Source organism: Okeania sp. SIO2C2 (assembly GCF_010692625.1).
Lineage (GTDB): Bacteria > Cyanobacteriota > Cyanobacteriia > Cyanobacteriales > Microcoleaceae > Okeania > Okeania hirsuta.
Genome location: NZ_JAAHGM010000003.1, coordinates 230,602 through 253,182, shown reverse-complemented (window position 1 = coordinate 253,182; position 22,581 = coordinate 230,602). Strand labels below are relative to the sequence as shown.

16 protein-coding genes and 4 pseudogenes are annotated in these 22,581 nt (G+C 37.5%); 10 read left to right on the top strand and 10 right to left on the bottom strand.

From position 1 onward, the window contains the following. Positions 1-54 precede the first annotated feature (54 nt). Positions 55-3,303 (top strand): DNA topoisomerase (ATP-hydrolyzing) subunit B, encoded by a 3,249-nt coding sequence (gyrB, locus tag F6K18_RS03255; protein WP_287518596.1) that lies wholly within the window; start codon positions 55-57, stop codon positions 3,301-3,303. Between the two features lie 226 nt (positions 3,304-3,529). Here the strand turns inward: gyrB and F6K18_RS03250 are convergent, their stop codons facing one another. The 3 genes from F6K18_RS03250 to F6K18_RS03240 all read right to left on the bottom strand — a co-directional run bounded on the left by F6K18_RS03250 (position 3,530) and on the right by F6K18_RS03240 (position 7,106). Beyond that, a complete protein-coding gene (locus tag F6K18_RS03250) occupies positions 3,530-3,655 on the bottom strand; it encodes a hypothetical protein (RefSeq protein WP_287518594.1) in 126 nt (41 codons plus the stop codon). 158 nt (positions 3,656-3,813) lie between these two features. Further along, on the bottom strand, positions 3,814-4,410 hold the full coding sequence (locus F6K18_RS03245) for a 50S ribosomal protein L25/general stress protein Ctc (RefSeq protein WP_287518592.1): 597 nt from the start codon (positions 4,408-4,410) through the stop codon (positions 3,814-3,816). A 1,361-nt stretch (positions 4,411-5,771) separates the two neighbouring features. Continuing rightward, positions 5,772-7,106, bottom strand: a complete 1,335-nt coding sequence (locus F6K18_RS03240) for an adenylosuccinate synthase (RefSeq protein ID WP_287518589.1) — start codon at positions 7,104-7,106, stop codon at positions 5,772-5,774. A gap of 454 nt (positions 7,107-7,560) precedes the next feature. On the opposite strand from F6K18_RS03240, the gene F6K18_RS03235 reads away from it, so the two are divergent. From F6K18_RS03235 to F6K18_RS03215, 5 genes and pseudogenes are all read left to right on the top strand, one after another. Continuing rightward, positions 7,561-7,695 (top strand): hypothetical protein, encoded by a 135-nt coding sequence (locus tag F6K18_RS03235; protein WP_287518586.1) that lies wholly within the window; start codon positions 7,561-7,563, stop codon positions 7,693-7,695. Positions 7,696-7,937: 242 nt separating this feature from the next. Then, the gene (locus F6K18_RS03230; RefSeq protein WP_287518585.1) at positions 7,938-8,480 is read left to right on the top strand and encodes a hypothetical protein; all 543 of its coding nucleotides are present in this window, start codon (positions 7,938-7,940) and stop codon (positions 8,478-8,480) included. 218 nt (positions 8,481-8,698) lie between these two features. Then, the gene (locus F6K18_RS03225) at positions 8,699-9,727 is read left to right on the top strand and encodes an alpha/beta hydrolase (protein ID WP_287518583.1); all 1,029 of its coding nucleotides are present in this window, start codon (positions 8,699-8,701) and stop codon (positions 9,725-9,727) included. Positions 9,728-10,568: 841 nt separating this feature from the next. Further along, positions 10,569-11,180, top strand: a pseudogene (locus F6K18_RS03220) (adenosine deaminase); the annotation flags it as partial. After that, positions 11,170-12,426, top strand: coding sequence for a response regulator (locus tag F6K18_RS03215; protein WP_353734998.1), 1,257 nt, complete (start codon positions 11,170-11,172; stop codon positions 12,424-12,426). The pseudogene F6K18_RS03220 and the gene F6K18_RS03215, both read left to right, overlap by 11 nt. 168 nt (positions 12,427-12,594) lie before the next feature. Here F6K18_RS03215 and F6K18_RS37230 read toward each other — a convergent pair. Continuing rightward, positions 12,595-12,699: pseudogene (locus F6K18_RS37230) on the bottom strand (transposase); the annotation flags it as partial. Between the two features lie 63 nt (positions 12,700-12,762). Between F6K18_RS37230 and F6K18_RS03205 the strand changes: the two are divergent. Both F6K18_RS03205 and F6K18_RS03200 read left to right on the top strand, forming a co-directional pair. Then, complete coding sequence (locus F6K18_RS03205) at positions 12,763-13,392, top strand: hypothetical protein (protein WP_287518581.1); 630 nt, start codon at positions 12,763-12,765, stop codon at positions 13,390-13,392. Beyond that, positions 13,314-13,886 (top strand): HEAT repeat domain-containing protein, encoded by a 573-nt coding sequence (locus F6K18_RS03200; RefSeq protein WP_287518578.1) that lies wholly within the window; start codon positions 13,314-13,316, stop codon positions 13,884-13,886. The genes F6K18_RS03205 and F6K18_RS03200 overlap by 79 nt, the downstream gene beginning before the upstream one ends. Positions 13,887-14,729: 843 nt before the next feature. Here F6K18_RS03200 and rlmN read toward each other — a convergent pair. The 3 genes and pseudogenes from rlmN to F6K18_RS03190 form a co-directional block, all read right to left on the bottom strand. Next, positions 14,730-15,770, bottom strand: a complete 1,041-nt coding sequence (gene rlmN / locus F6K18_RS03195; RefSeq protein WP_287518575.1) for a 23S rRNA (adenine(2503)-C(2))-methyltransferase RlmN — start codon at positions 15,768-15,770, stop codon at positions 14,730-14,732. Between the two features lie 226 nt (positions 15,771-15,996). Next, a pseudogene (locus F6K18_RS36420) lies at positions 15,997-16,092 on the bottom strand (helix-turn-helix domain-containing protein); the annotation flags it as partial. 318 nt (positions 16,093-16,410) lie between these two features. Continuing rightward, positions 16,411-16,761 (bottom strand): hypothetical protein, encoded by a 351-nt coding sequence (locus F6K18_RS03190; RefSeq protein WP_287518573.1) that lies wholly within the window; start codon positions 16,759-16,761, stop codon positions 16,411-16,413. Positions 16,762-17,090: 329 nt separating this feature from the next. Between F6K18_RS03190 and F6K18_RS03185 the strand changes: the two genes are divergently transcribed. Then, entirely contained in the window at positions 17,091-18,395 is a 1,305-nt protein-coding gene (locus F6K18_RS03185) for a serine hydrolase (protein ID WP_287518570.1), read from the top strand. A gap of 83 nt (positions 18,396-18,478) precedes the next feature. Here F6K18_RS03185 and F6K18_RS03180 read toward each other — a convergent pair whose 3' ends face one another. Continuing rightward, a complete protein-coding gene (locus F6K18_RS03180; protein WP_375341291.1) occupies positions 18,479-18,772 on the bottom strand; it encodes a zinc ribbon domain-containing protein in 294 nt (97 codons plus the stop codon). A gap of 200 nt (positions 18,773-18,972) precedes the next feature. Between F6K18_RS03180 and F6K18_RS03170 the strand changes: the two genes are divergently transcribed. Then, positions 18,973-19,131, top strand: a complete 159-nt coding sequence (locus tag F6K18_RS03170; RefSeq protein ID WP_287518763.1) for a hypothetical protein — start codon at positions 18,973-18,975, stop codon at positions 19,129-19,131. 411 nt (positions 19,132-19,542) lie between these two features. On the opposite strand, the pseudogene F6K18_RS03165 reads toward F6K18_RS03170, so the two are convergent. Both F6K18_RS03165 and clpB read right to left on the bottom strand, forming a co-directional pair. Beyond that, positions 19,543-19,854, bottom strand: a pseudogene (locus F6K18_RS03165) (RNA-guided endonuclease InsQ/TnpB family protein); the annotation flags it as partial. 35 nt (positions 19,855-19,889) lie between these two features. Next, the gene (gene clpB / locus F6K18_RS03160; RefSeq protein ID WP_287518567.1) at positions 19,890-22,502 is read right to left on the bottom strand and encodes an ATP-dependent chaperone ClpB; all 2,613 of its coding nucleotides are present in this window, start codon (positions 22,500-22,502) and stop codon (positions 19,890-19,892) included. Positions 22,503-22,581: the final 79 nt, after the last annotated feature.

The window sequence follows — 22,581 nt, the reverse complement described above, 5'->3', positions numbered from 1 at the left end:
TATCATTTTTTGACAAAAGTTGGGATTAAAGCCATTATTAGGAGGGATATTGCTATGGCCAGCAGCGATTATGGCGCTGAACAAATACAAGTTCTCGAAGGTCTCGAAGCAGTACGCAAGCGACCAGGAATGTACATTGGTACCACAGGGCCTCGTGGACTCCATCATCTAATCTACGAAGTTGTTGATAACTCTATCGATGAGGCGCTAGCTGGTTATTGCACCCACATCGAAGTCGATCTGAATGAAGATGGTTCTGTTAAAATTACAGATGATGGCCGGGGAATTCCGGTAGATACCCATTCTAAAACAGGTAAGTCAGCTTTAGAAACAGTTATGACTGTTCTCCATGCAGGAGGTAAATTTGGTGGTGGTGGTTATAAAGTTTCTGGAGGATTACATGGAGTAGGGGTTTCTGTGGTCAACGCTCTGTCAGAGTGGGTAGAGGTAACGGTTTGGCGGGATAAAAAGACACATATCCAAGGTTATGAGCGTGGCAAACCTACTGGTAACCTGAAGTCTAAGTCTAATAAAGAAAAGCGCACGGGTACATCAGTACACTTTCTCCCCGATGAACAAATTTTTACTACAGGTATAGAATTTGACTACAATACTGTTGTTGGTCGTCTGCGAGAACTAGCATATTTGAATGCAGGTGTCAAGATTACGATAACAGACCACCGCCTAGAATTAATCAAAAGTGATGAACCACGAGTTGAATCTTATTGTTATGAGGGTGGGATTAAGGAATATGTTATCTACATGAACCGGGAAAAGCAACCTTTGCACGAAGAGGTCATTTTTGTACAAGGGGAAAAGAATGATGTACAAGTAGAAGTTGCTTTGCAATGGTGTGTGGATGCTTTTAGTGATAATGTTCTTGGTTTTGCCAATAATATTCGGACTATTGATGGCGGTACTCATTTGGAAGGGTTAAAAACTGTTTTAACCAGAACTATGAATGGTATTGCTCGTAAGCGGAATAAACTCAAAGAAAGTGATTCTAATTTAGGTGGTGAAAATGTCCGGGAAGGTTTAACGGCGGTTATTTCTGTAAAGGTTCCTGAACCAGAATTTGAAGGTCAAACAAAGACTAAGTTGGGCAATACTGAAGTTAGAGGTATTGTTGACTCTTTGGTAGGAGAAGTTTTAACTGAATATTTAGACTTTAATCCTCAAATTGCTGATGCAGTTTTGGAGAAGGCTATTCAAGCTTTTAAAGCAGCAGAAGCAGCTCGTCGAGCGAGGGATTTAGTTAGGAGAAAATCAGTTTTAGAATCTTCTCCATTACCAGGAAAACTAGCCGATTGCAGTACGAAAAACCCTGAAGAATCCGAGATATACCTCGTAGAAGGGGACAGTGCCGGGGGTTGTTTCTTTAGTCAACAAAAGATTTATTTGGCTGATGGACGTAATATTAGTTTTGCAGAAATAGTCGCCGAACAAGCTGAGGGTAAAGAACATTTTTGTTACACAATTAATGAGAGTGGATATGTGGCAATTGAAAGGATAATTAATGCTAGGATGACCAAGAAAAATGCCACAGTTATTAAGATAACTTTGGATAATGATGAAACTATCATTTGTACTCCAGACCATCCTTTTATGCTCAGAGATGGTAGTTATAAACCAGCAGCTTTATTAACACCAAATGATGCTTTGATGCCTCTGTATCGAAAGTTATCTCAAAAGACAAAAACTGGTCAGGGATTAGATGGTTATGAAATGGTTTGGAACCCTAAAAAAGAAAAGTGGATTTATACCCATTTGTTGGCAGACTTTTATAATTTGAATGCAGGAGTATATAAGTCAGGAGATGGCAACCATCGTCATCATGTTGATTTTAATAAACTCAATAATAATCCTACCAATATTCAGCGACTTCCAGCAGAGGAACACTTAGCATTACACAGGGAACATCTTGAATTCACATTGCATCGTCCTGATGTCAAAGAAAAAAGTCGTCAAGCTCATACAACTGATGAATTTCGGGCAATGATGAGCGAACGAATGCAGGAACCTGAGACGCGAGAAATTTTATCACAACAAGCTAAAGCACAGTGGGAAGTTGATGAGTATAAAGCTTTTATGGTTCAGAAATGGCGCGAGTTTTATGATAGCAATGAAGAGTATCGTGAACAAAATCGCGAACAGTTAATGAAAGCACAGCAGGAATATTGGAGTAAAGCTGACAACTGTGAAGCTCGAGCAGAACAAGTGCGGGATTATTTTGCTAATAACCCAGAAGCACGGGAGACAGCTTCTGAAGTAGCAAAACAGCAATGGCAAGATGAAGATTTGTTGGAGTGGCGACGGCAAAAAACTAAGGAACAGTGGACTCCTGAATTTCGTGCCAAGCGTCGCGAGGCGTTAAATAAAACTTACTATCGCAAGACTCTTGAGGCGTTGCATAAGGTTTATCAGAGTTCTCGTTTCATAGATTTGGAATTGTATGATATTTATCGTCGTCGCGAGAAGGATAAGTCGATGTTGAAGTTTGAGACTTTCTGCGATCGCTATTTTGGAGGAGACGAATTTTTGGCGCGGGATGCTATTCGTAACTATAATCATCGGGTTGTTTCTATCGAACCTCTGGAAGAGCGACGGGATGTTTACGACATTGAAGTTCCTAATACTCATAATTTCGCCTTAGCTAGTGGAGTTTTTGTGCATAATAGTGCCAAACAAGGTCGCGATCGCCGTTTCCAAGCGATATTACCGTTGCGGGGTAAAATTATCAACATTGAAAAAACGGACGATGCTAGAATCTACAAAAATAATGAAATTCAATCAATGATTACAGCTTTAGGTTTGGGCATCAAAGGTGATGAGTTTGATGTTGCTCAACTACGCTATCATAAGGTCATTATTATGACTGACGCAGATGTTGATGGTGCCCACATCCGCACGTTGTTATTAACATTTTTCTACCGATATAAACGGGCGTTGGTTGATCAGGGTTATGTATATATTGCTTGCCCTCCTTTGTATAAGGTGGAGCGTGGTAGGAATCATTACTATTGTTATAGCGATCGCGAACTCAACCAACTCGTTCAAAATGAGTTTCCTGCTAATGCTAACTATACTATCCAACGGTTTAAAGGTCTCGGTGAAATGATGCCAGGACAACTTTGGGATACGACAATGAATCCAGAAACTCGGACTTTGAAGCAAGTAGAAATTGAAGATGCTGCGGAAGCGGATCGGATATTTACGGTATTGATGGGCGATCGGGTTGCTCCCAGGCGTGAGTTTATTGAAACTTATGGACCAAAATTGAATATTACTGACCTGGATATTTAGTAAAAAATAGGGATGACAAAGGTTCTTTTTGAGCAATTCTCGTAGAGACGTTTCATAGAAATGTCTCTACATTTTTTTTCACACCTATGTCTTGAAGAAGGCAGAAGGCAGAAGGCAGAAGGCAGAGGTCAGAAGGTCTAATACCATTTTGAAAAAAAAATGTTACGAATAATAAGTGTGATTAAAAGACAAGTGCAGGAGATGTCCCTTTGACAGAAAAGAGAATTTATAACCTAAAAACTGGTATTGAAACCATTCCCGTGTTACTCGCTCCTCCTGAGTTCCCCTCCTGAGAGGGGGAGGGGCTAGGGGTGGGTTGATTTCTCAGAAATACCCTAGCTATTTGTAGCAAACATTTATCAATTTGGTATAATTGCTCATGGATAGTCTTCTACACGCCATTGAGTGTCTTATCATCCCATACAATTTTCAACACCCCCGTTGACAGTGGGGTATTAAACCCACAAAAGAAGAGATAATAATATCAACTGATACTATGAAATCTCTACTTTATTCTGCTGCTTCACCCTCCGACTCTGTAGATGACGCTCCCACAGGAGCCATTACACGCGCTAACACTAGGTCTGCTTCTCCTGCCGCTTCTACTCCTTCTGGTAAAGTAATTTGACTTAGCTGAAGAGACTCTCCTAACTTAAGACCTGAGATATCTATATCCAATGTTTCAGGAATTTTATCTGGTTTACATCTGATTGCTAATTCTGTAACAACCTGGTCTAAAATTCCACCATCTACCTTAACTCCTACTGGATCGCCAACAAAATGTATAGGTACTTCTACATCTAAACTTCCATGAGCAGCTACGGAGAAAAAACTTAGGTGAAGAATTAAAGGTTTATAGGGATGAGATTGAACTTCCCGAAGAATAGTTTTGCCACTCCAAGAAATATCAGGAACTTGAAGATCGATAATAGTATTGTTAATAGAGGTATCTTTTAACAACTTTTGTGCTTTTTTAACTTCAATTGTTAATGGAACTGATTCTGTACCTTGATGACCATATAATACTGCAGGAATTAATCCTTCTCGTCTTAGAGCTTTGGTTTTGCTACCTTCAGGTCTTTTTTGACATTCTACTGTAACTTCCATCTTGACTTTTTTCGCTTAGTTTGCTTACTAATTATACCAAAGTTTTGGATACATGACATTGACAATTAATATAATGTTTGTTTAATAGACATAGGCGTGAAAAAGATATAGACTTTTTGCACATAGCAGGCAACAGGCAAAAGCTCCGGAAAGCAACAGGGAATAGATTTGTAGGAAAAAGGTACGAAAAATGATTTAGGGAACTGACTTTTACAACTCTAGCTGATGTTAAATAAAGGGTAAGTTTATTTTCACCAGATGTCTAATAGCTATTTGGAAAAAACATTCTTCTCACTTCAACAACAAATTTATCTATTTTCCCTACTCCCTTATTTATCAGTATTCAATCGGACTGACAATCTCAAACCTGAACAGATAATTACATTTATAGTCATTTAACTTTAGATTGAAACAAAGCTTTCTTGCTATGAGGGAGTTTCAGACGAAAAAACGTCTCATTTTTAAGTTAAACTACTATAATTACATTTTTGAGGCAAGGAAGAAGAAATAAACGGCAATAAGGAAAAGCGCTGTAAAAGAACTTTTAGACATTCTAGTTTTACAGCTTATCATAATAAAAAATCTCTTAGGATCGAGGAATCAGATTTTCAATTTTTTATCTATTTCTGGATTTTTTACCAAACTTCGGTAGTGGTGCATTGTAATGGTATAACCAGTGGGAGGATCTTGCTCCCGTTCTAAGTTTTGCTTGCCTCAAGGTACCATTACGGCGACAGGATTACCAAATCTTTTATTGTAGAAGGCAGAAGTAAAAATCTTACCTGGTCTAAGTTTTAGATTCTTTAGCTGTCCTAACCTTTGCTTCAACTGCGATAAAATATCTTTGAAGAAGGCAGAAGGCAGAAGGGAAAATTGCTGATTGATTCAAACCCCAAGCCATTTTAAGCACCGTTTAGACAGTGGGGTATAACCCGCCACAGAAAAGATAATTATGCTTTTGGCAGAAGTTAGTATCCAGAGGAATAACAGAAATAGAAGAGGTATTAAAAAAACGGCGTTGCATTATTAAGGGATGATTTTGATATTTGCCCAAAAATTTGCCCTTATTGATCAAAAGTTTGAGTTTCAGCAAATTTAATCATCATCCCGCAACTATGCAACCCCAAAAAAACGCAATAAATTAATATTTAACTTTTACTTTTGCCAGCAGTTTATTATTTGAGTAGGTCGGTAAAGTCAAATAAAAAATAATTTTTGAGAAAGAATGGGAGTTAAACAATTTTTTTCTCCTTCCTTAAACTGTAAATTATTAGTTTGAGATTTCTTTATAACCATCCACATTAAAAACAATTATCATTTATAATTTATAGCCAAATCACATCAAAATCAAATTTGATCGATTAAGAAATAATCGTAGTACCATGGGAACCTAAGAGTGCTCGCTTTGGCCCGTGAATTGGGTCTTCAACTACAATAGTCTGTTCACGACTAGCTCCTAAAGACACAATAGCAATAGGTACATTCATTAGCTCTGCCAAAAACCGTAAATAATCCAAAGCTTGCTTGGGTAAATCTTCAAGACTTCTACAATCTATAGTTGGCTTTTGCCAACCAGGTAAAGTTTCATAAATAGGTTCACATTTAGCTAGCTGCAAAGAACTACTGGGAAAATCTTCACAACGCTCACCCTCCATGTCATAAGCTACACATACTTTAATCTCTGGCAACTCATCCAATACATCCAATTTAGTAATTGCCATACAATCCATACCATTAATTCGGACTGCATAACGTCCAATTACCCCATCAAACCATCCACACCGACGTTCACGACCAGTTGTTGTCCCAAATTCTGCACCGCGATCGCGTAGCAATGTCCCTATATCATCTTTAGCTTCCGTGGGAAATGGTCCTTCTCCCACCCTAGTAGTATAGGCCTTCGCCACCCCAATTACTCGGTCAATCATTGTTGGCCCTACTCCCGTACCCACACAAGCACCTCCTGCCACTGGATTTGAGGAAGTAACATAAGGATAAGTACCATGGTCTAAATCCAAGAGAGTACCTTGTGCCCCTTCAAATAAAATATTGCGTCTGTGCTGAATTGCATTGTAGATTTTTAAAGACGCGTCTATAACATTAGGTCTGAGACGCTCTGCATACTCTAGATATTCTTTTACTACCTCATCTGGGTCTAAAGGAGATAGATTATAAAGCTTTTCTAAAATTACATTCTTATAGTTAACTGTCCAATTTATCTGTTCTCTTAATCTATCTGGACTCATCAAATCAATTATCCGAATCCCAGTACGCTCAGACTTATCAGCATAAGTTGGACCAATACCTCTTCCTGTAGTTCCTATTTTTTGACTGCCTCTACGTTCCTCCGATGCCCGGTCTATTAGTCTGTGGTAAGGCATTGTCACATGAGCAGCTTGAGAAATCATCAAATTCGATGTGGAAATTCCTAAAGCTTCAACCTGGTCTAATTCTTCAATCAGAACCTTGGGATCGATCACTGTTCCAGAACCAATTATACAGTCAGTATCAGGATAAAGAATACCGGAAGGAATTAAGTGTAGTTTAAATGTTTGACCGTCAACAACAACAGTATGGCCAGCATTTACTCCCCCCTGGTAACGTACTACCACATCTGCTGACTTGCTCAACAAATCAGTAATTTTTCCTTTTCCTTCATCGCCCCACTGGGCACCTATCACTATTACGTTAGCCAAGGGTCTCCTCTACGGATAGTTAACACAATTTGCTATTGTTGCATCAACTAACAATTATGTCAATTGATTTTTGTTGATTTTTGTTACAATTATCCAGAAAAAGCAAAATTTGTATATACGGAGCAAGCAAGCTTTTTATATTTTGAGGTATTGCAGCGGTTACCGAAGTTATGAAGTACACCCCGAAGCGGGCAAGATGCCCGCACTGCAATATTTTCACCATTTACCTTGGACCTCATTGGCCCTAAATATGCTGTAAAAGGTCGCGATCGCTTAATTATTAATATCTATCCAGTTAAAAATAGCCTTTAGAACTCTCCAAAAATCCAAAATCAAATTAATGGCGTTGCACAGTGACGAATGATTCTAGATTTTGGATGCCTGAATTTGGAATTGGGGAATTACTAAAATGATTAGTTAATAGTTTTTTTTAGTCAAAGTCCAAGGCAATTTTTTGCAGCATCATTCTATAATTTGCACCCCCAAAAATGCTATATATTTACCACCAGTATTAGAATTAAAACTCGATCTTACAGAAGAACAATTTTGGCAACTATGTGGCGGTCCAAAGGATTTAATAATATTTTAATAATAGATAATTAAATTATATCACTTACTGACAGTAATACAGGAAAAATTAATCCTAATTTAATCTATCAATTAATGACTTGGACTAATCAAAATAATTTAGGAAAAATGATATGGCAAATAAACTTTCTGCCTTCTCCAAACAAGTAAAAAATCATTTCTATAGTTCCTGATTTTGATAAAAATAGTTGAAAATGGAAGTATCAAACAAAATTAACTTAACCCTAATGAAGGTTAATTATCATGGAACGAATAATTGGTACTACAGAATCTGAAAGACTCATTGGTACTAGGCGTAGCGAAAAAATATTTGGATCGGGTGGTGATGATACCCTAGAAGGTCGTCGTGGTTTTGACCATCTCTTTGGTGGAGATGGTAATGATGTATTAATTGGTCAAGGTCGCGATCGCTTTAATGGTGGTAGGGGGAATGATACTCTTACTGGTAATGCAAGTAAAGACTTTTTTATCTTTGATACTGGAGCAGAAATTGGTTTTAATGCTCTTGGTGTGGATACAATTACAGATTTTGTTCCCGATCAAGATACAATTATTCTTGCTCAAAGGATATTTACAGGAATTTTCAGTAATCCTGGAGATGGGTTTAGTATTGACAATGAATTTGCTTCTGTCACCGATAATGCTGCCACTTCTGACGCGATAATTGTTTACGATAGTATAACTGGTGAGCTATTCTATAACGCTAATGGTAGTCAAGCAGGTTTTGGAGATGGCGGTCAGTTTGCGGTTCTGGAAAATTTACCAGACCTAGAAGCTGAAAATTAATGAAGTTCTTGAAACTGAAGTTATTTTTTAGGCGCTGAAAAATATTAGATATAGCACTACCCATTTAAGGTGCGGACATTGGCAAATTATCCGCAAACATAATTTGCACAGGAAAAAGCTCAGTTATAGATTAATTTTGCTTTTTGACTTGTGCGTAGCGCTGTATCTCTAAACCAAGAATGTGGAAAAATTCGACTCTAAAATAGGAAGTAAAAATTATGGAAATACTCACAATATATTTACCGCTTAGGTTTATCAATATTTGGCAACTTCCTTTAATTCCCATAATTGCTTTCCTAGGTGCTGGTATAATTGCTTATTTCCTATTAAAAATCGGTCGAAAAAAAAAGATAATTCGTGCCATTGCTATAGTTTTAATTAGCCTCAACATAATTACTTATATTAGTGTTTATACTCTAACTCACTTTACCCAACCAGGAAAAATTGGCTTAGGGATTCCCAGACCTACTAATTCTAAATTACCTACAGATATTGGTCTTGAATACAAAAGACACAGTATTTCTATTAATCAAACTGAATCATTAGAAACTTGGTTAATTCCTGCCTCCTATTCTCCAGCAAATGGAACAGTTTTATTATTTCCTGGTTTAGCAGGTAGCAAAGGAAAACAACTATTAGCGCCAGCAAAAGTTTTTCATACCTTAAATTACGACTCATTATTAGTAGATTTTCGAGGAGTGGGGGGTTCAACTGGCAACACAACAACTATGGGTTTTCGGGAAGGAAAAGATGTAGCGATCGCCTTTAATTATGTCAAAAATTTGAACATTAAACAGCCAATTATACTTTATGGAATTTCCATGGGAAGTGTCGCTATTCTTAAAGCTATAGCAGAAGAAAAAATTGCACCTGACGGAATTATTTTAGAATTGCCATTTGTGCGATTTTTAGATGCAGTGAAGAGCAGAATAAAAGCAGTAAATATTCCCTCATTTCCTTTAGCAGAAATGTTAGTATTTTGGGGGAGTGTTCAGCACGGGTTTAATGGTTTTACTCATAATCCAGTTACTTATGCTAAACAAGTTAAATGTGCAATTTTATTACTCCAAGGAGAGGATGATAAATGGATAGAAATGGCAGAGATTAATGAATTATTTCAAAACTTTAAGGGTGATAAGCAACTTGTAATTTTTCCTAACGCTGGACATCAATTACTTGTCACTGTGGATAAAAAATTATGGCAAAATAGTGTAGAATTTTTCCTCGAAAGTATTCCGAGATTATAGTTAGATATCTGTGAAAAAGTTTATGGTTAATATGGGCAAATATTACACTTACAGCAGTTTCCTATTTTTTGGAAATACATATATTTATGGTGGGAGGAGGGAGCAAGTAGTAGAGGAGATAGGGAATAGGGAACAGACAAACAATATTTATTAAATATTCATTCCATCAATTAGACATCTCCGAAAAAGATATAGACTTTTTGTAAAAGTAGGGAACAAGGAATAGGGAACAGGGAACAGGGAAGATATTTTGACTGAAAAGGTAGGGAAAATGATGTTTTGAGTAAATTTTACAAGTCTAGTTTATAGTAAAAAAAGAGCAAATTTATTTTCAGGAGATGTCTATTGTAAAACATGAATCTCTAATCTACTGTATTTACCATCAATATAAATACATAAAGTTTGCCAACCTTACTATAGCACTACGCATTTAGGTTAGGACATTGCTAAACCAGGAAATTTAGTCAGAGATTACTTTTAACTTTTAACTTTTGACTTGCGCGTAGGGCTATACTTTTCTTATTCTTGCCTTAAAATGATATTATTAATCAACACTAAAAAATTTGCCTAATGTCAACACCATAGTAAACTGTAATCCTAACAATATTAGAAGCATCAAAATTTTGTTTTTTTTAAATAATTTAACTTATATATACCTATCTGTATAGCCATCGCTCTAGTTCCCCATTCACTCTAAAGTATAATCTCAAATATTTACCAGAAAGGAGGGTATAATCTAGAAATAACTCAAGTAAAAGGTGAAAGATTGATTTCGGTAACATTCTCAAATTTTCATCATATTTCTCTCAGACTAAAATATTAAGGATAAATTTATATTTTTATGGCTTTACACGCAGAATTACATCGACATTTAGGAGGTTCGGTAGTTCCTAGAGTTTTATGGAGATATTTCCAACGCCAAAACGAGGAGCTAGCAAACCGTTTTCCCGAATATCAACAATTTGAAGAATTTTATACCAAACCAAGAAACACATTAGATGAATATTTAGAACTACATACATTAGTAGAACAGGTTCAAACTATTGAGACATTGCCTTACTTTATTTATCGCTTAATTCGAGGTGCTTATACATTTGAAAATTTAGCTTATTTAGAGTTACGTTATACACCTTACTTGAGAACTCCAGACCATTTATCTCAGTCTGAACGTATAGATTTAATGTCAGAAATAGTTACGACTGTAGGTAAGGCAAGTAAACAAAATGAATACCCTATTGTTACTAGCCAAATTCTATGTATGCATACTAGGTTACCCTCTGAAGTGAATCAAGCAATTGTAGATTTAGCAGTGCAAATGCCAGAATATGTATGTGCTATAGATTTAGCTGGTGGAGATAATCATTATGGCGAACGTATAGATGAGTTTATTAAACTATATAAATATGCGCGCTCCCAGGGGGTAAAAACTACTGGACATATTTATGAAACTCCCATTAGAAATTAGAGTCAAAGAACGTACTGCTGAATTAATGGAAGCAAAAGTAGCTGCTGATACTGCTAATAAAGCAAAAAGTGAATTTTTAGCAAACATGAGCCATGAATTACGGACTCCTTTAAATGGAATATTAGGTATAGCCCAACTTCTGCAAAATTCACCAAATTTTACATCTCAAGAACAACAAGAAGTTGAGATTATTTATCAATCTGGTTCTCATTTACTCACACTCATTAGTGACATTCTCGACATCTCTAAAATAGAAGCTGGCAAACTAGAATTTTTACCAGAAGAATTAGATTTCCCCAAATTTCTGCATGGAATAGTTGAAATCTTTAGGATTCGTGCCCAAGAAAAGAAAATTTATTTGAACTATGAAGTTACTAAAAAATTACCTCCTAGAGTTATAGTAGATGAAAAAAGATTAAGACAGGTACTAATTAACTTATTAGGAAATGCCATTAAATTTACCGTTCGAGGAGGGGTTAATTTTAAAGTAGGTTCTATGGGAGAAAATGATTCAAAATCAGAAAAACAACAAAAAATTCGTTTTCAAATAGAAGACACAGGTAAAGGTATTCATCCTAATGATTTAGAAAAAATTTTCCTACCATTTGAACAAGTAGGAAGTAATCGAAATAAAGTTGAAGGAACAGGATTAGGACTAGCAATTAGCAATAAAATAGTAGAGACAATGGGAGGTTCATTAAAAGTAACCAGCAAACCAGGAATTGGTAGTATTTTCTGGGTAGATTTAGACTTGCCTCTAGCTAAAGAATTACCGCAACCAGTAAACTCAAATTCATCATTAATTACTTCTCAAAAATCTAATAATTCCCAGACTATAAAACAATCTATTGTGCGCATTCTCTTAGCAGAAGATAATCCTGTCAATCAAATTATTGCGAAGAAGATGTTGCATCGCTTAGGATATACTATAGAAATAGCAAAAAACGGTTTAGCAGCAGTAGAAGCAGCCAAAAACCAATTCTACGACATCATTCTTATGGATATACAAATGCCTGAAATGGATGGTCTAGAAGCGACCCATCATATCCGTCAACAATTTAAAAATACTGCATCTACTTGCCAACCTTGGATTATTGCTATGACAGCAAATGCAATGAAAGAAGACCGAGAAAACTGTCTCAAAGCAGGTATGAATGACTATCTAAGTAAACCTGTACAACTACATGAACTCGCTGCAATTCTAGAAAACTTCCACAAATTAAAACATATCTGAAAAGTGATTGACTGAGTAATATTATGTTCGGTTGAAAAGTTTAAAGAATTTTTAGAGATAAGGAAATTTGAATAAGATAGTTCAACAATTAATAATTAACAATTAATAATTAATAATGGCTCTTCTAGACTAAATATGAAAAATTACTAGCAAAAATGCCAACGACTGTCAAGTTCTTCTTCTAAAGTTGTCAAAGTTAGTTAACCGATAACCTCTCCTTTTAATTAACTTGATTTTTTGATTAATTCCTTCTACTGTTCCTTGGGTTGTCCGGTGATCAAAATATCCTCAAATCTCATCAATCCATCTTCTGATTGTTTGACAACTTTTTGGAATTTGTCAGCGGAACAAATTGAGGATTTTATTCAACGTTGGCATAATTTGACTTATATCGATGAGGGGGAAAGAGAGAGAAAAAGGGAAAGGTTAAAACGAGCAATTAAGGATTATTCAGCTATTAAAGAGTTGGCAGAAAATCCACTGTTGTTAACGATGATGGCTGTTCTAAATCGAAATCAAGAATTGCCGAGAGATAGAGCCGAACTTTATAATCAAGCTTCGCGGGTTTTATTACAGCAGTGGGATGTGGAAGGAAAATTAATGGATGCGAAAATTGAACAAGTTGCTATTGACTATAAAGATAAGCAGGAAATATTGCGTCGGATAGCTTTTTTTATGCAGGGAAATAAAGAAGGTTTGGCTGGTAATTTGATTCAGGAAAATGATTTAGAAAGGATTATTAGAGAATATCTCAAAAGTATAGATATTAATGATGTGAGAACTGTGGCTAGAGCGTTGATGGAACAGTTACGGAGTCGGAATTTTGTTTTGTGTTTTGTTGGGGCTGAATATTATGCTTTTGTGCATCGAACTTTTTTGGAATATTTTTGTGCTTGGGAGTACGACAAATTGCTACTGTTTGGAAACATGAACCCGGAATTTTTGAATTACTCAAACAAAGGGTAGAGTCTGATAAAAATTGGAATGTGCGACTTGAAGCGGTACGACAAATTGCTACTGTTTGGAAACATGAACCCGGAATTTTTGAATTACTCAAACAAAGGGTAGAGTCTGATAAAAATTGGAATGTGCGACTTGAAGTGGTACGACAAATTGCTACTGGTTGGAAACATGAACCCGGAATTTTAGAATTACTCAAACAAAGGGTAGAGTCTGATAATAGTTCCTATGTGCGATGTGAAACTGTAGAACAAATAGCTGCTGGTTGGAAACATGAACCCGGAATTTTTGAATTTTTTTATCACACTGCTGTCAATGACCCCTTTCAACGTGAAAAAAACTGGGAAGACAACCCTCGACAAATTGCACTAGAAGAAATAGTCAAACATTACCCAAACCATCCGCAAACCCTCCCACTATTACAAGACAGAGCAGAAAATGACCCAGACGAACAAGTGAGGGAGTGGGCAAAAAAGAAATTGCGACGATTAGAGAATTAGTGAGAGCAACAGTAGGGTGGGTTAGCGTCAGCGTAACCCACCGAAACATTGTAGATTTGGCGGTGCGTTACACTTTCGGTGCGGAATGCTGCGCAAACGTTAACGCACCCTACTGGACTGACACAGTTAAAATGGTGCAATAAGTGTAGGTTGGGTTGAGGGACGAAGCCCAACATTAGTAAGGCTTCGTTAACGCACCCTAATGGACTTGGGCAGTACTGCGGGAGTGGGCAAAAAAGAAATTGCAGCAATTAGAGAATTAGTCCACGCTATTTCAGTTATCAGTTATCAGTTATCAGTGCCTCTGTCTACATTTTTTGCTCAGATTTTTCCCTTTTGTTGGCTTGCGCTGCCGCTTAACCCAACCTACCTACTCAGTTATCAGTTATCAGTACCTCTGTCTACATTTTTTGCTCAGATTTTTCCCTTTTGTTGGCTTGCGCTGCCGCTTAACCCAACCTACCTACTCAGTTATCAGTTATCAGTTATCAGTACCTCTGTCTATATTTTTTGCTCAGATTTTTCCCTTTTGTTGGCTTGCGCTGCCGCTTAACCCAACCTACCTACTCAGTTATCAGTTATCAGTTATCAGTTATCAGTTATCAGTACCTCTGTCTACATTTTTTGCTCAGATTTTTCCCTTTTGTTGGCTTGCGCTGTCCCTTAACCCAACCTACCTACTCAGTTATCAGTTATCAGTACCTCTGTCTATATTTTTTGCTCAGATTTTTCCCTTTTGTTGGCTTGCGCTGTCCCTTAACCCAACCTACCTACTCTCCTCTACTTCCCCTCCTGGGAGGGGTTAGGGGTGGGTTAACTTCTGACTTCGTGAACTCCACAACACTAACTAACCCGCGACGCCCGTAACTGCCCACAAGCGGCATCAGCTTCTAAACCACGGGAATAACGAACGCTAACTGCAATATGTTTTTCTTCGAGAGCATTAACAAAAGCGTTGATCTCTTCTCCTGTTGGTCTTTGATAGTCAACTTCACTAATAGGATTATAGGGAATTAAATTAACATGACACTGAAACCCCCGCAGATGTTTAGCTAATTCTTTAGCATGGTCTGGTAAATCATTAAAACCTGTTAACATCACATACTCAAAACTAATTCTTCGCTTTGTGAGGTTGACATATTCACGACAATCTGCTATCAAATCTCCTAAAGGATAAGATTTAGCACTGGGAATCAGATGTTCCCGCAATCTTTGATTAGAAGCATGAAGACTAACAGCGAGAGTCACTTGCAATTTATGTTCGGCTAATTGACGAATGCGATCGCGAATCCCCACAGTTGAGATAGTTATACAACGTTGTCCAATACCCACATCTTGATTCAGAGACCTAACTGCAGCCAAAACATTTTTAGTATTCAGCAACGGTTCCCCCATTCCCATAAACACAATATGGCTAACTCGTCGCTCAAAATCTTCTTGCACAGTCAGCACTTGGTCGATAATTTCGTGTGCTTCTAGGTTGCGGGTAAAACCTCCTTTACCAGTAGCACAGAAATCACAGGCCATTGGACAACCCACCTGAGAAGACACACATACAGTTAGACGTTTATGGCTAGGAATACCTACCGTTTCAATAATATTACCGTCTGATAGTTGTAGCAGATATTTAACTGTTTTGTCTGGAGCAACAGAGCGGTAATGTATGGCAGAGCGACCTATGGGAAAATGCTTAATCTCCTCGCGCCATTGTTTGGAAAATACAGTGATATCTGCCAGAGACTTAGCCCCTTTTTGATATATCCATTGATATAGTTGTTTGCCTCGATAAGCAGGTTGTCCTTGCTGTTGTACCCACTCTGTTAACTCAGGCAAGGATAAACCTAAGAGAGGAGTTTGGGTAGGAGTAACTAAGGATTGAGTCATTTCAGTTTAGTAATTAATTTATTTGTATAAATAAGCGGTTGAATACTTTTAGGCTTCTTCAACTATACTATAAACTATAAAAGTCGCCTAAATAGGTAGGTCTAATTAAGGGTTAAAAATACGAACGGCGGTTTAAATCATTCAATGATTGTTGTCATAGGACAATAGAAAGTTTTGATAACCATTCCCTCTTTTCTGTCTTTTTTGGTTGAGTAATAAACAGCTTTTATAGTTCAGAATTAATCTGTTGATTCAATCCTAATTTATACTTGTTTTGACAACAAGCTAGATCATAGTTCCAAACCACACGCACACAAACAAATAGCCTTGCTCATTGGTATTTTTTTTGGTGTTGGATAAATGCGATACTTAAATCTAGCTTTGATAATTTTAATCTAAACTATAGCGTTTCTCAGACTAATGAGGTACATCTATCTTGGTTTCTATTCTATTCCCTATTCTGTGTACCCTAAAACAAAGGAATTTTGTACCTCACACTTCTTGGGAAATGCCATATACAGTTATGATAGTATATTTATCAAATAAAAACAAGTTAAAAAGTAGTCCTATCAGGGCAAGGCTTCAAACCCAATTTTTCGGTGAATAATCATGAATCAGAATAATCTTTTCTGAGTTTCTGTCATCTGTAGCAAGTTGCCCATTTTAAAAATTTCCTCCATGCTTTTAGCGATATTTTTTTTAATGTATTAGCTGTTAGCTGTAAAACAACATCATCAACACAAGAAAAAGTATCTTCCGCACCATCAGAAACTCCTCTATCCTGATCGGATAAATTTAATGGAGTAAGATGAGATTGTTGAGACCCAAATTTCCCAACGTCGTATGATTGCCCTGGAACCCAATCAACCCAGATATCGGATTTTAATAGTGTCGGAAAATCGGAAATTGAGCCAATCAAGGGTGGTATGTGAAAATGCGAATCAAGGGTATCAAACGTTATTGAGTTGTCAGTCAGATTTACCGTAATCACAATTATGATTTTGATGACAAATTAATGCTAACAGCAACTGGATGGCTGGAACTTATACCTAATAGCAGCATAAATAATTAAATTACTAAGCAAATATATCAAATTTTCATTTTAATTTTTTCCTAACCTAAGTTATTTCCCAACAACTCTATTATCTCTTTTCTGCTGCTTACTTTGTTAAAAGATTAATAGGAGTTGACAAAACCACTAAAATATAATAAAAAAGACTATATATTTGTATTCAGTTAGACAAGTTGATACAGTAAAGATTAAAAGATTGTATTTTTATTGGTCAGCAGAAAATTATTTATTTGTGTGGGGCAAATTCAATGCACGGAAGACTAAAAATCAGATATATTCTGACTAGCACTTTAACAACAATAGCTAGTATTACTATAATTTCAATTGGGAGTATAGAGATTTCCTGGGCAGAAGAATCTTATACTCAGTCTTTACAAGAACTCTATGAGCTGCGCGATCGCACAGTTGCGAAATTAGAATCTCTACCTACTCCCAGAAAGCCATTATTCTTTTCTGATCAGAATAACAGTGTATTAGAAAAGCAACAAAACTTACTACAAAAATTACAAGAAATTGAAGTTCAAATATTAATTGAACAACGAGCAAATGATAACTGGAATCAAGCATTAGCCCTTGGTAATCAAGCATCAGAAGTAGGAGGATCGCCAAATGCAACTGTCAAAACTAGAGAAACAGAAAAACACCTCTGGCAACAAGCTATTTATAATTTAGAAGCAATTCCCACCGATTCATTTATAGCAAAAAAAACTACTAAAAAGATCGAGGAATACAAGCGTAGTCTAGATGATTCTTCTTATCAATTAAATCTAACCAAATCAAACTTTTTAGAGAAAATTCGTAAAGACAGTGGTCTATCTAGCAGAGCAACGATAGCTATTTGTAACCTCCGGCGAGAATGTTTAGACCTAAACGGGAATAAACCACCCGCTAGTCCTGCTAGTTTAATTAAAGTTCCAATTGCTGTAGCAACAATGCAGAAAGTATCCAAAGAAAATATCAGTTTAGATACTCCTATATATGTGAGTAGGGGAAACTTTACCGAAGATGCCTCAGAAATTAGGGCAAGAAAACCCTATCCCCTCAAAACTTTAGTTGGGCAAATGATTGACCACAGTAGCAATATTGCCACAAATCAACTTATTGATTATTTAGGACAACCTTATATTAATAAAGTCCTCAAAGACGATGGCTACAAAGTGATGAGTGTCAACTACAAACTGATGGGTAACCGGATCATGCCCAAAAATCCTGGTAAAGGTCGCAATACCCTGACTAGCAACGAACTGACAGACATGATGGTTTCAATATATAATTATGAGTATCCAAATTCTGATGTATTGATAGAAGCCTTAGCCCGTCAGAAGGATAGGTTATTGGGATATGCTGCCCTAGAAGAATTGCCAGAAGTTAAGTGGCTTGGTGAAAAGACGGGAGAAAATTCTCGCGCTCTGGGTACTACTTTAGGATTAAGTATTAATGGTGAAGTGTATGTAATTACTGTAATTGATAGTCGTGGCGGACGCGATCCCCAAATTCGTACCTCTATTAATAAGGTGGCAAAATATCTAATGGATAATGATGGTTTGCTCTAGTTGACATCCTCCCTCGTTAAATCGCTCGATTATAACGAGGGATTCCCAAACCTCACGATTTAGGTTTAATGCTTAAGTGGCACTTATCTAGATTGTTTCCAACTCCCGACAGTAGGCCAACGAGCGTCAATTTGTTGAACCACGGTCTGCCCGACCGCAGTGACACCTTGATGACAAATTACTTTTGCTGCTGCCACATCACAGTTGATTTCGTAGTGACATTCACGGCATTTATGAGTACGTTCAGATAGGTCTTTTTTACCTGTATATATTCCACAATTCGGACAAATTTGACTTGTATATTCTGTAGTCAACCTTGCCGAAATATACCCCTCGTTTCCAACAAACCCAAGCCAAGATGCAGAAAAGGTAGCCATCCTAACTACTTCGTGAACTTTAACCGATACAACAGGGAAAACCCTATAGTGTACATTCCAAAAGCCAACGGTAAGAAGCAGCCACTCGGAATCCCTACCATAGGAAACAGAGTGCTTGAAACAATAGTTAAAAACTCATTAGAACCTGAGTGGAAAAGCAAATTTGAAGCTAACTCTTACGGTTTTAGAGTTGGTAGAAGTTGTCACGATCCATAGCTCAATGCTTTCTAAAGCTCAAGCAAGGTACAGACACATGGGTTCTAGATGCTGACATCAAAGGATTCTTTGATAATGTAAGCCACGAAACCATCCCCAACTTAGTTGGAACACATCCAGCTAGGAAAACAATCAAGCAGTGATTGAAGGCAGGATACATTGACAAAGGAATATACAACCCAACACATGAAGGAACCCCCCAAGGAGGAGCAATTAGTCCATTGCTCACCAATATAGGTTTACATGGATTAGAACAACTGATTAGCTCAGTCAAGCTACCCAAAACAGGTAAGTTGGGCATAATCAGATACAAGGAACAAATTCTCCCGATGATGCCTGTCTCAAAGAATACTGGGATAACCGTAAAACAAAACAGGGCTAACAAATCTTTGCTAAAGATTCTCAATCTTATCTCCTTGTCTTCCTTGTCTTGTCACAACCAGAATGTTAAAAACAACCCCTGTAAGCCTGCTCTATAAAACTGATACAAACCGTCACATAACGTGACAATCTGATGTTTACTTCCTGCTTCTACTGAGGCCGTCGGCGGTTACTCATCCACAGGCATTCACGGTCGAACCAACCGCATCTCTCAAATTAATACTGGCGTTTAAATCTCTGTCTATTGACAAGCCACATTCAGGGCAGTCATAAGTCCTTAAATTTAAGGGCAGATCTTGAACATGACCACAGTTAGAACAAGTCTTTGATGATGGAAAAAACCTATCAACTATTGCTAACTCAGAACCGTACCACTGTGTTTTATATTCTAGTTGACGCCTGAACTCATAAAAGCCCTGGTCTGCTATGGATTTAGCTAGTTTACGGTTAGCTAACATTCCACTAACGTTTAAATCTTCTATGACATAAGTCAAAGCTCTCCCCCTCTCCCCACAGTCTTCTATTTAGCTGTCACCAACTCCAATGGCAACCGTTGAAATGAAAGTCGCTCATTTTCAACATCCACAAAAATAGTGTCACCATCATTAAATTCACTACGCAAAATACCCTTAGCAATTTGCGTTTCTAACTCTCGCTGAATTGCCCGCTTTAATGGACGAGCACCATATACAGGGTCATAGCCAACTTCTGCTAAAAAGTCAACAGCAGCATCAGCAAGCTTCAGTGAAATTTTTCGTTCAGCTAACCGTTTCTCTAGACGTACAATTTGTAATTGCACAATTTTCCGCAGCTGCTCTTTCTGCAACCCTTGAAAAATAATAGTTTCATCAATACGGTTGAGAAACTCTGGACGGAAAGCAGCACGCAACGCTTCCATGACTCGACTCTGTACTTGCTCATGATCGTCAGTGACATCTAAAATATACTGAGAACCAATATTACTCGTCATAATAATTACGCTATTCTTAAAGTCAACTGTGTGACCTTGAGAATCAGTCACTCGCCCATCATCTAATATTTGCAGCATAATATTAAACACATCTGGGTGTGCCTTTTCAATTTCATCAAACAAAATAACTGTATATGGACGACGACGAATAACTTCAGTTAATTGACCCCCTTCATCATAGCCAACATATCCAGGAGGTGCCCCTATTAAACGAGACACAGAATGTTTTTCCATATACTCAGACATATCAATGCGTACCATCGCATCTGCAGTGTCAAATAAATATGCTGCCAATGCTTTTCCTAATTCTGTTTTACCAACACCAGTAGGACCGAGGAAAATAAAACTCGCCACTGGACGGTTGGGGTCTGCTAAACCTGCACGCGATCGCTGAATAGCATCAGCAACAGCAGTTACTGCCTCATCCTGACCAATAACTCGCTGATGTAATTCTTCTTCGAGGTGTAGCAGCTTCTCTTTTTCTGACTCCACCAACTTACTGATGGGAATACCAGTCCACTTAGAAATAATTTCAGCAATATCTGCTTCTGTCACCTCTTCCCGCAACAAAGTTTGACCACTGGTTTGAGTTGCTTCGAGTTTAGTTTCTGCTTCTTCTACTTGTTTTTGTAGATTAATCAGATTACCGTATTTCAACTCAGCAGCACGGTTGAGGTCATAATTTCGCTCTGCTTGCTGAATCTCAATATTGACTTTATCCATCTCTTCCTTGAGGGTCTGAATTTTACCAATGATGCCTTTTTCTGATTCCCACTGAGCATTTAGGGTGCGTTGCCCTTCTTTCAAGTTTGCTAAATCTTTTTCTAGTCTCTCTAACCTTTCTTTGGAAGCAGCATCACTTTCTTTTTGCAGTGATAACTTCTCCATTTCTAGTTGCAGGATCTTGCGGTCAATTTCGTCAAGTTCTTCTGGTTTGGAGGTAATTTCCATTTTCAGTTTAGCTGCAGCTTCGTCTACAAGATCTATCGCTTTGTCTGGTAGAAAGCGATCGCTAATATAGCGAGTGGACAGAGTAGCAGCAGCGACGAGGGAACTATCGGAGATTTTCACGCCGTGATGTACTTCATAACGTTCCTTGAGACCCCGTAAAATTGAGATGGTATCTCCTACACTGGGTTGGTCTACATAAACTTGTTGGAAGCGACGTTCTAAGGCAGCATCTTTTTCAATGTATTTACGATACTCATCGAGAGTTGTTGCTCCAATACAGCGGAGTTCTCCTCTAGCTAACATTGGTTTGAGGAGATTGCCTGCATCCATAGCACCTTGGGTTGCCCCTGCTCCAACAACTGTGTGAATCTCATCTATAAATAAGATAACTTTACCGTCTGAGTCTGTGACTTCTTTGAGAACAGCTTTCAGACGCTCTTCAAATTCGCCCCTAAACTTAGCACCAGCAATTAAAGCACCCATGTCTAGGGCAATTAACTGACGGTCTTTCAGAGACTGAGGAACATCTCCGGCAATAATACGTTGGGCGAGACCTTCGGCGATCGCTGTTTTGCCGACTCCAGGTTCACCTATTAATACTGGGTTGTTTTTGGTGCGACGACTGAGTATTTGAATAGTGCGTCGAATTTCATCATCCCGTCCAATAACGGGGTCGAGTTTACCTTCGCGAGCAAATTCTGTCAGGTCGCGACCATATTTTTCCAGAGCTTCGTATTTACCTTCTGGGTTTTTGTCTGTTACTTTTTGGTTGCCTCTAACTTGGGAAATAGCTTCTTTAAGTTTGGCTTCATCTAGTTTAAATTCTTGATAGAGATTTTTACCAAAGCGATTGTCTTTGAGATAAGCAAGCATGAAATGTTCGACGGAAATATATTCGTCTCCATATTCTTGACGATATTTTTCGGCATTGTCTGATAAGGAGTCTAGACTACGACCTAAGTAGATATTGTTGGGTGTATTTTTAACTTTGGGTTGACGACTAATAAATGTGTCTGTGTATTCTTGTACTTTAGAACTTGAGATTCCTGCTTTGTTAAATAGACTGGTTGCGAGTCCATTTTCTTCTAACAAGGCTTTCATTAAGTGTTCGGTTTCGATTTGTTGTTGTTGAGAGGTTTTAGCGATTTCAGGGGTACGGGATATAGCTTCCCAAGTTTTTTCTGTAAATTGGTTAGGATTATTTAGTTGCATATTTTTTTGTTTTTCTTTAGTCTGTTTTTCTTTAATTTTAACTGGCTTTGTTGCAGAATTTTTAGTAGAAAAAACCGTT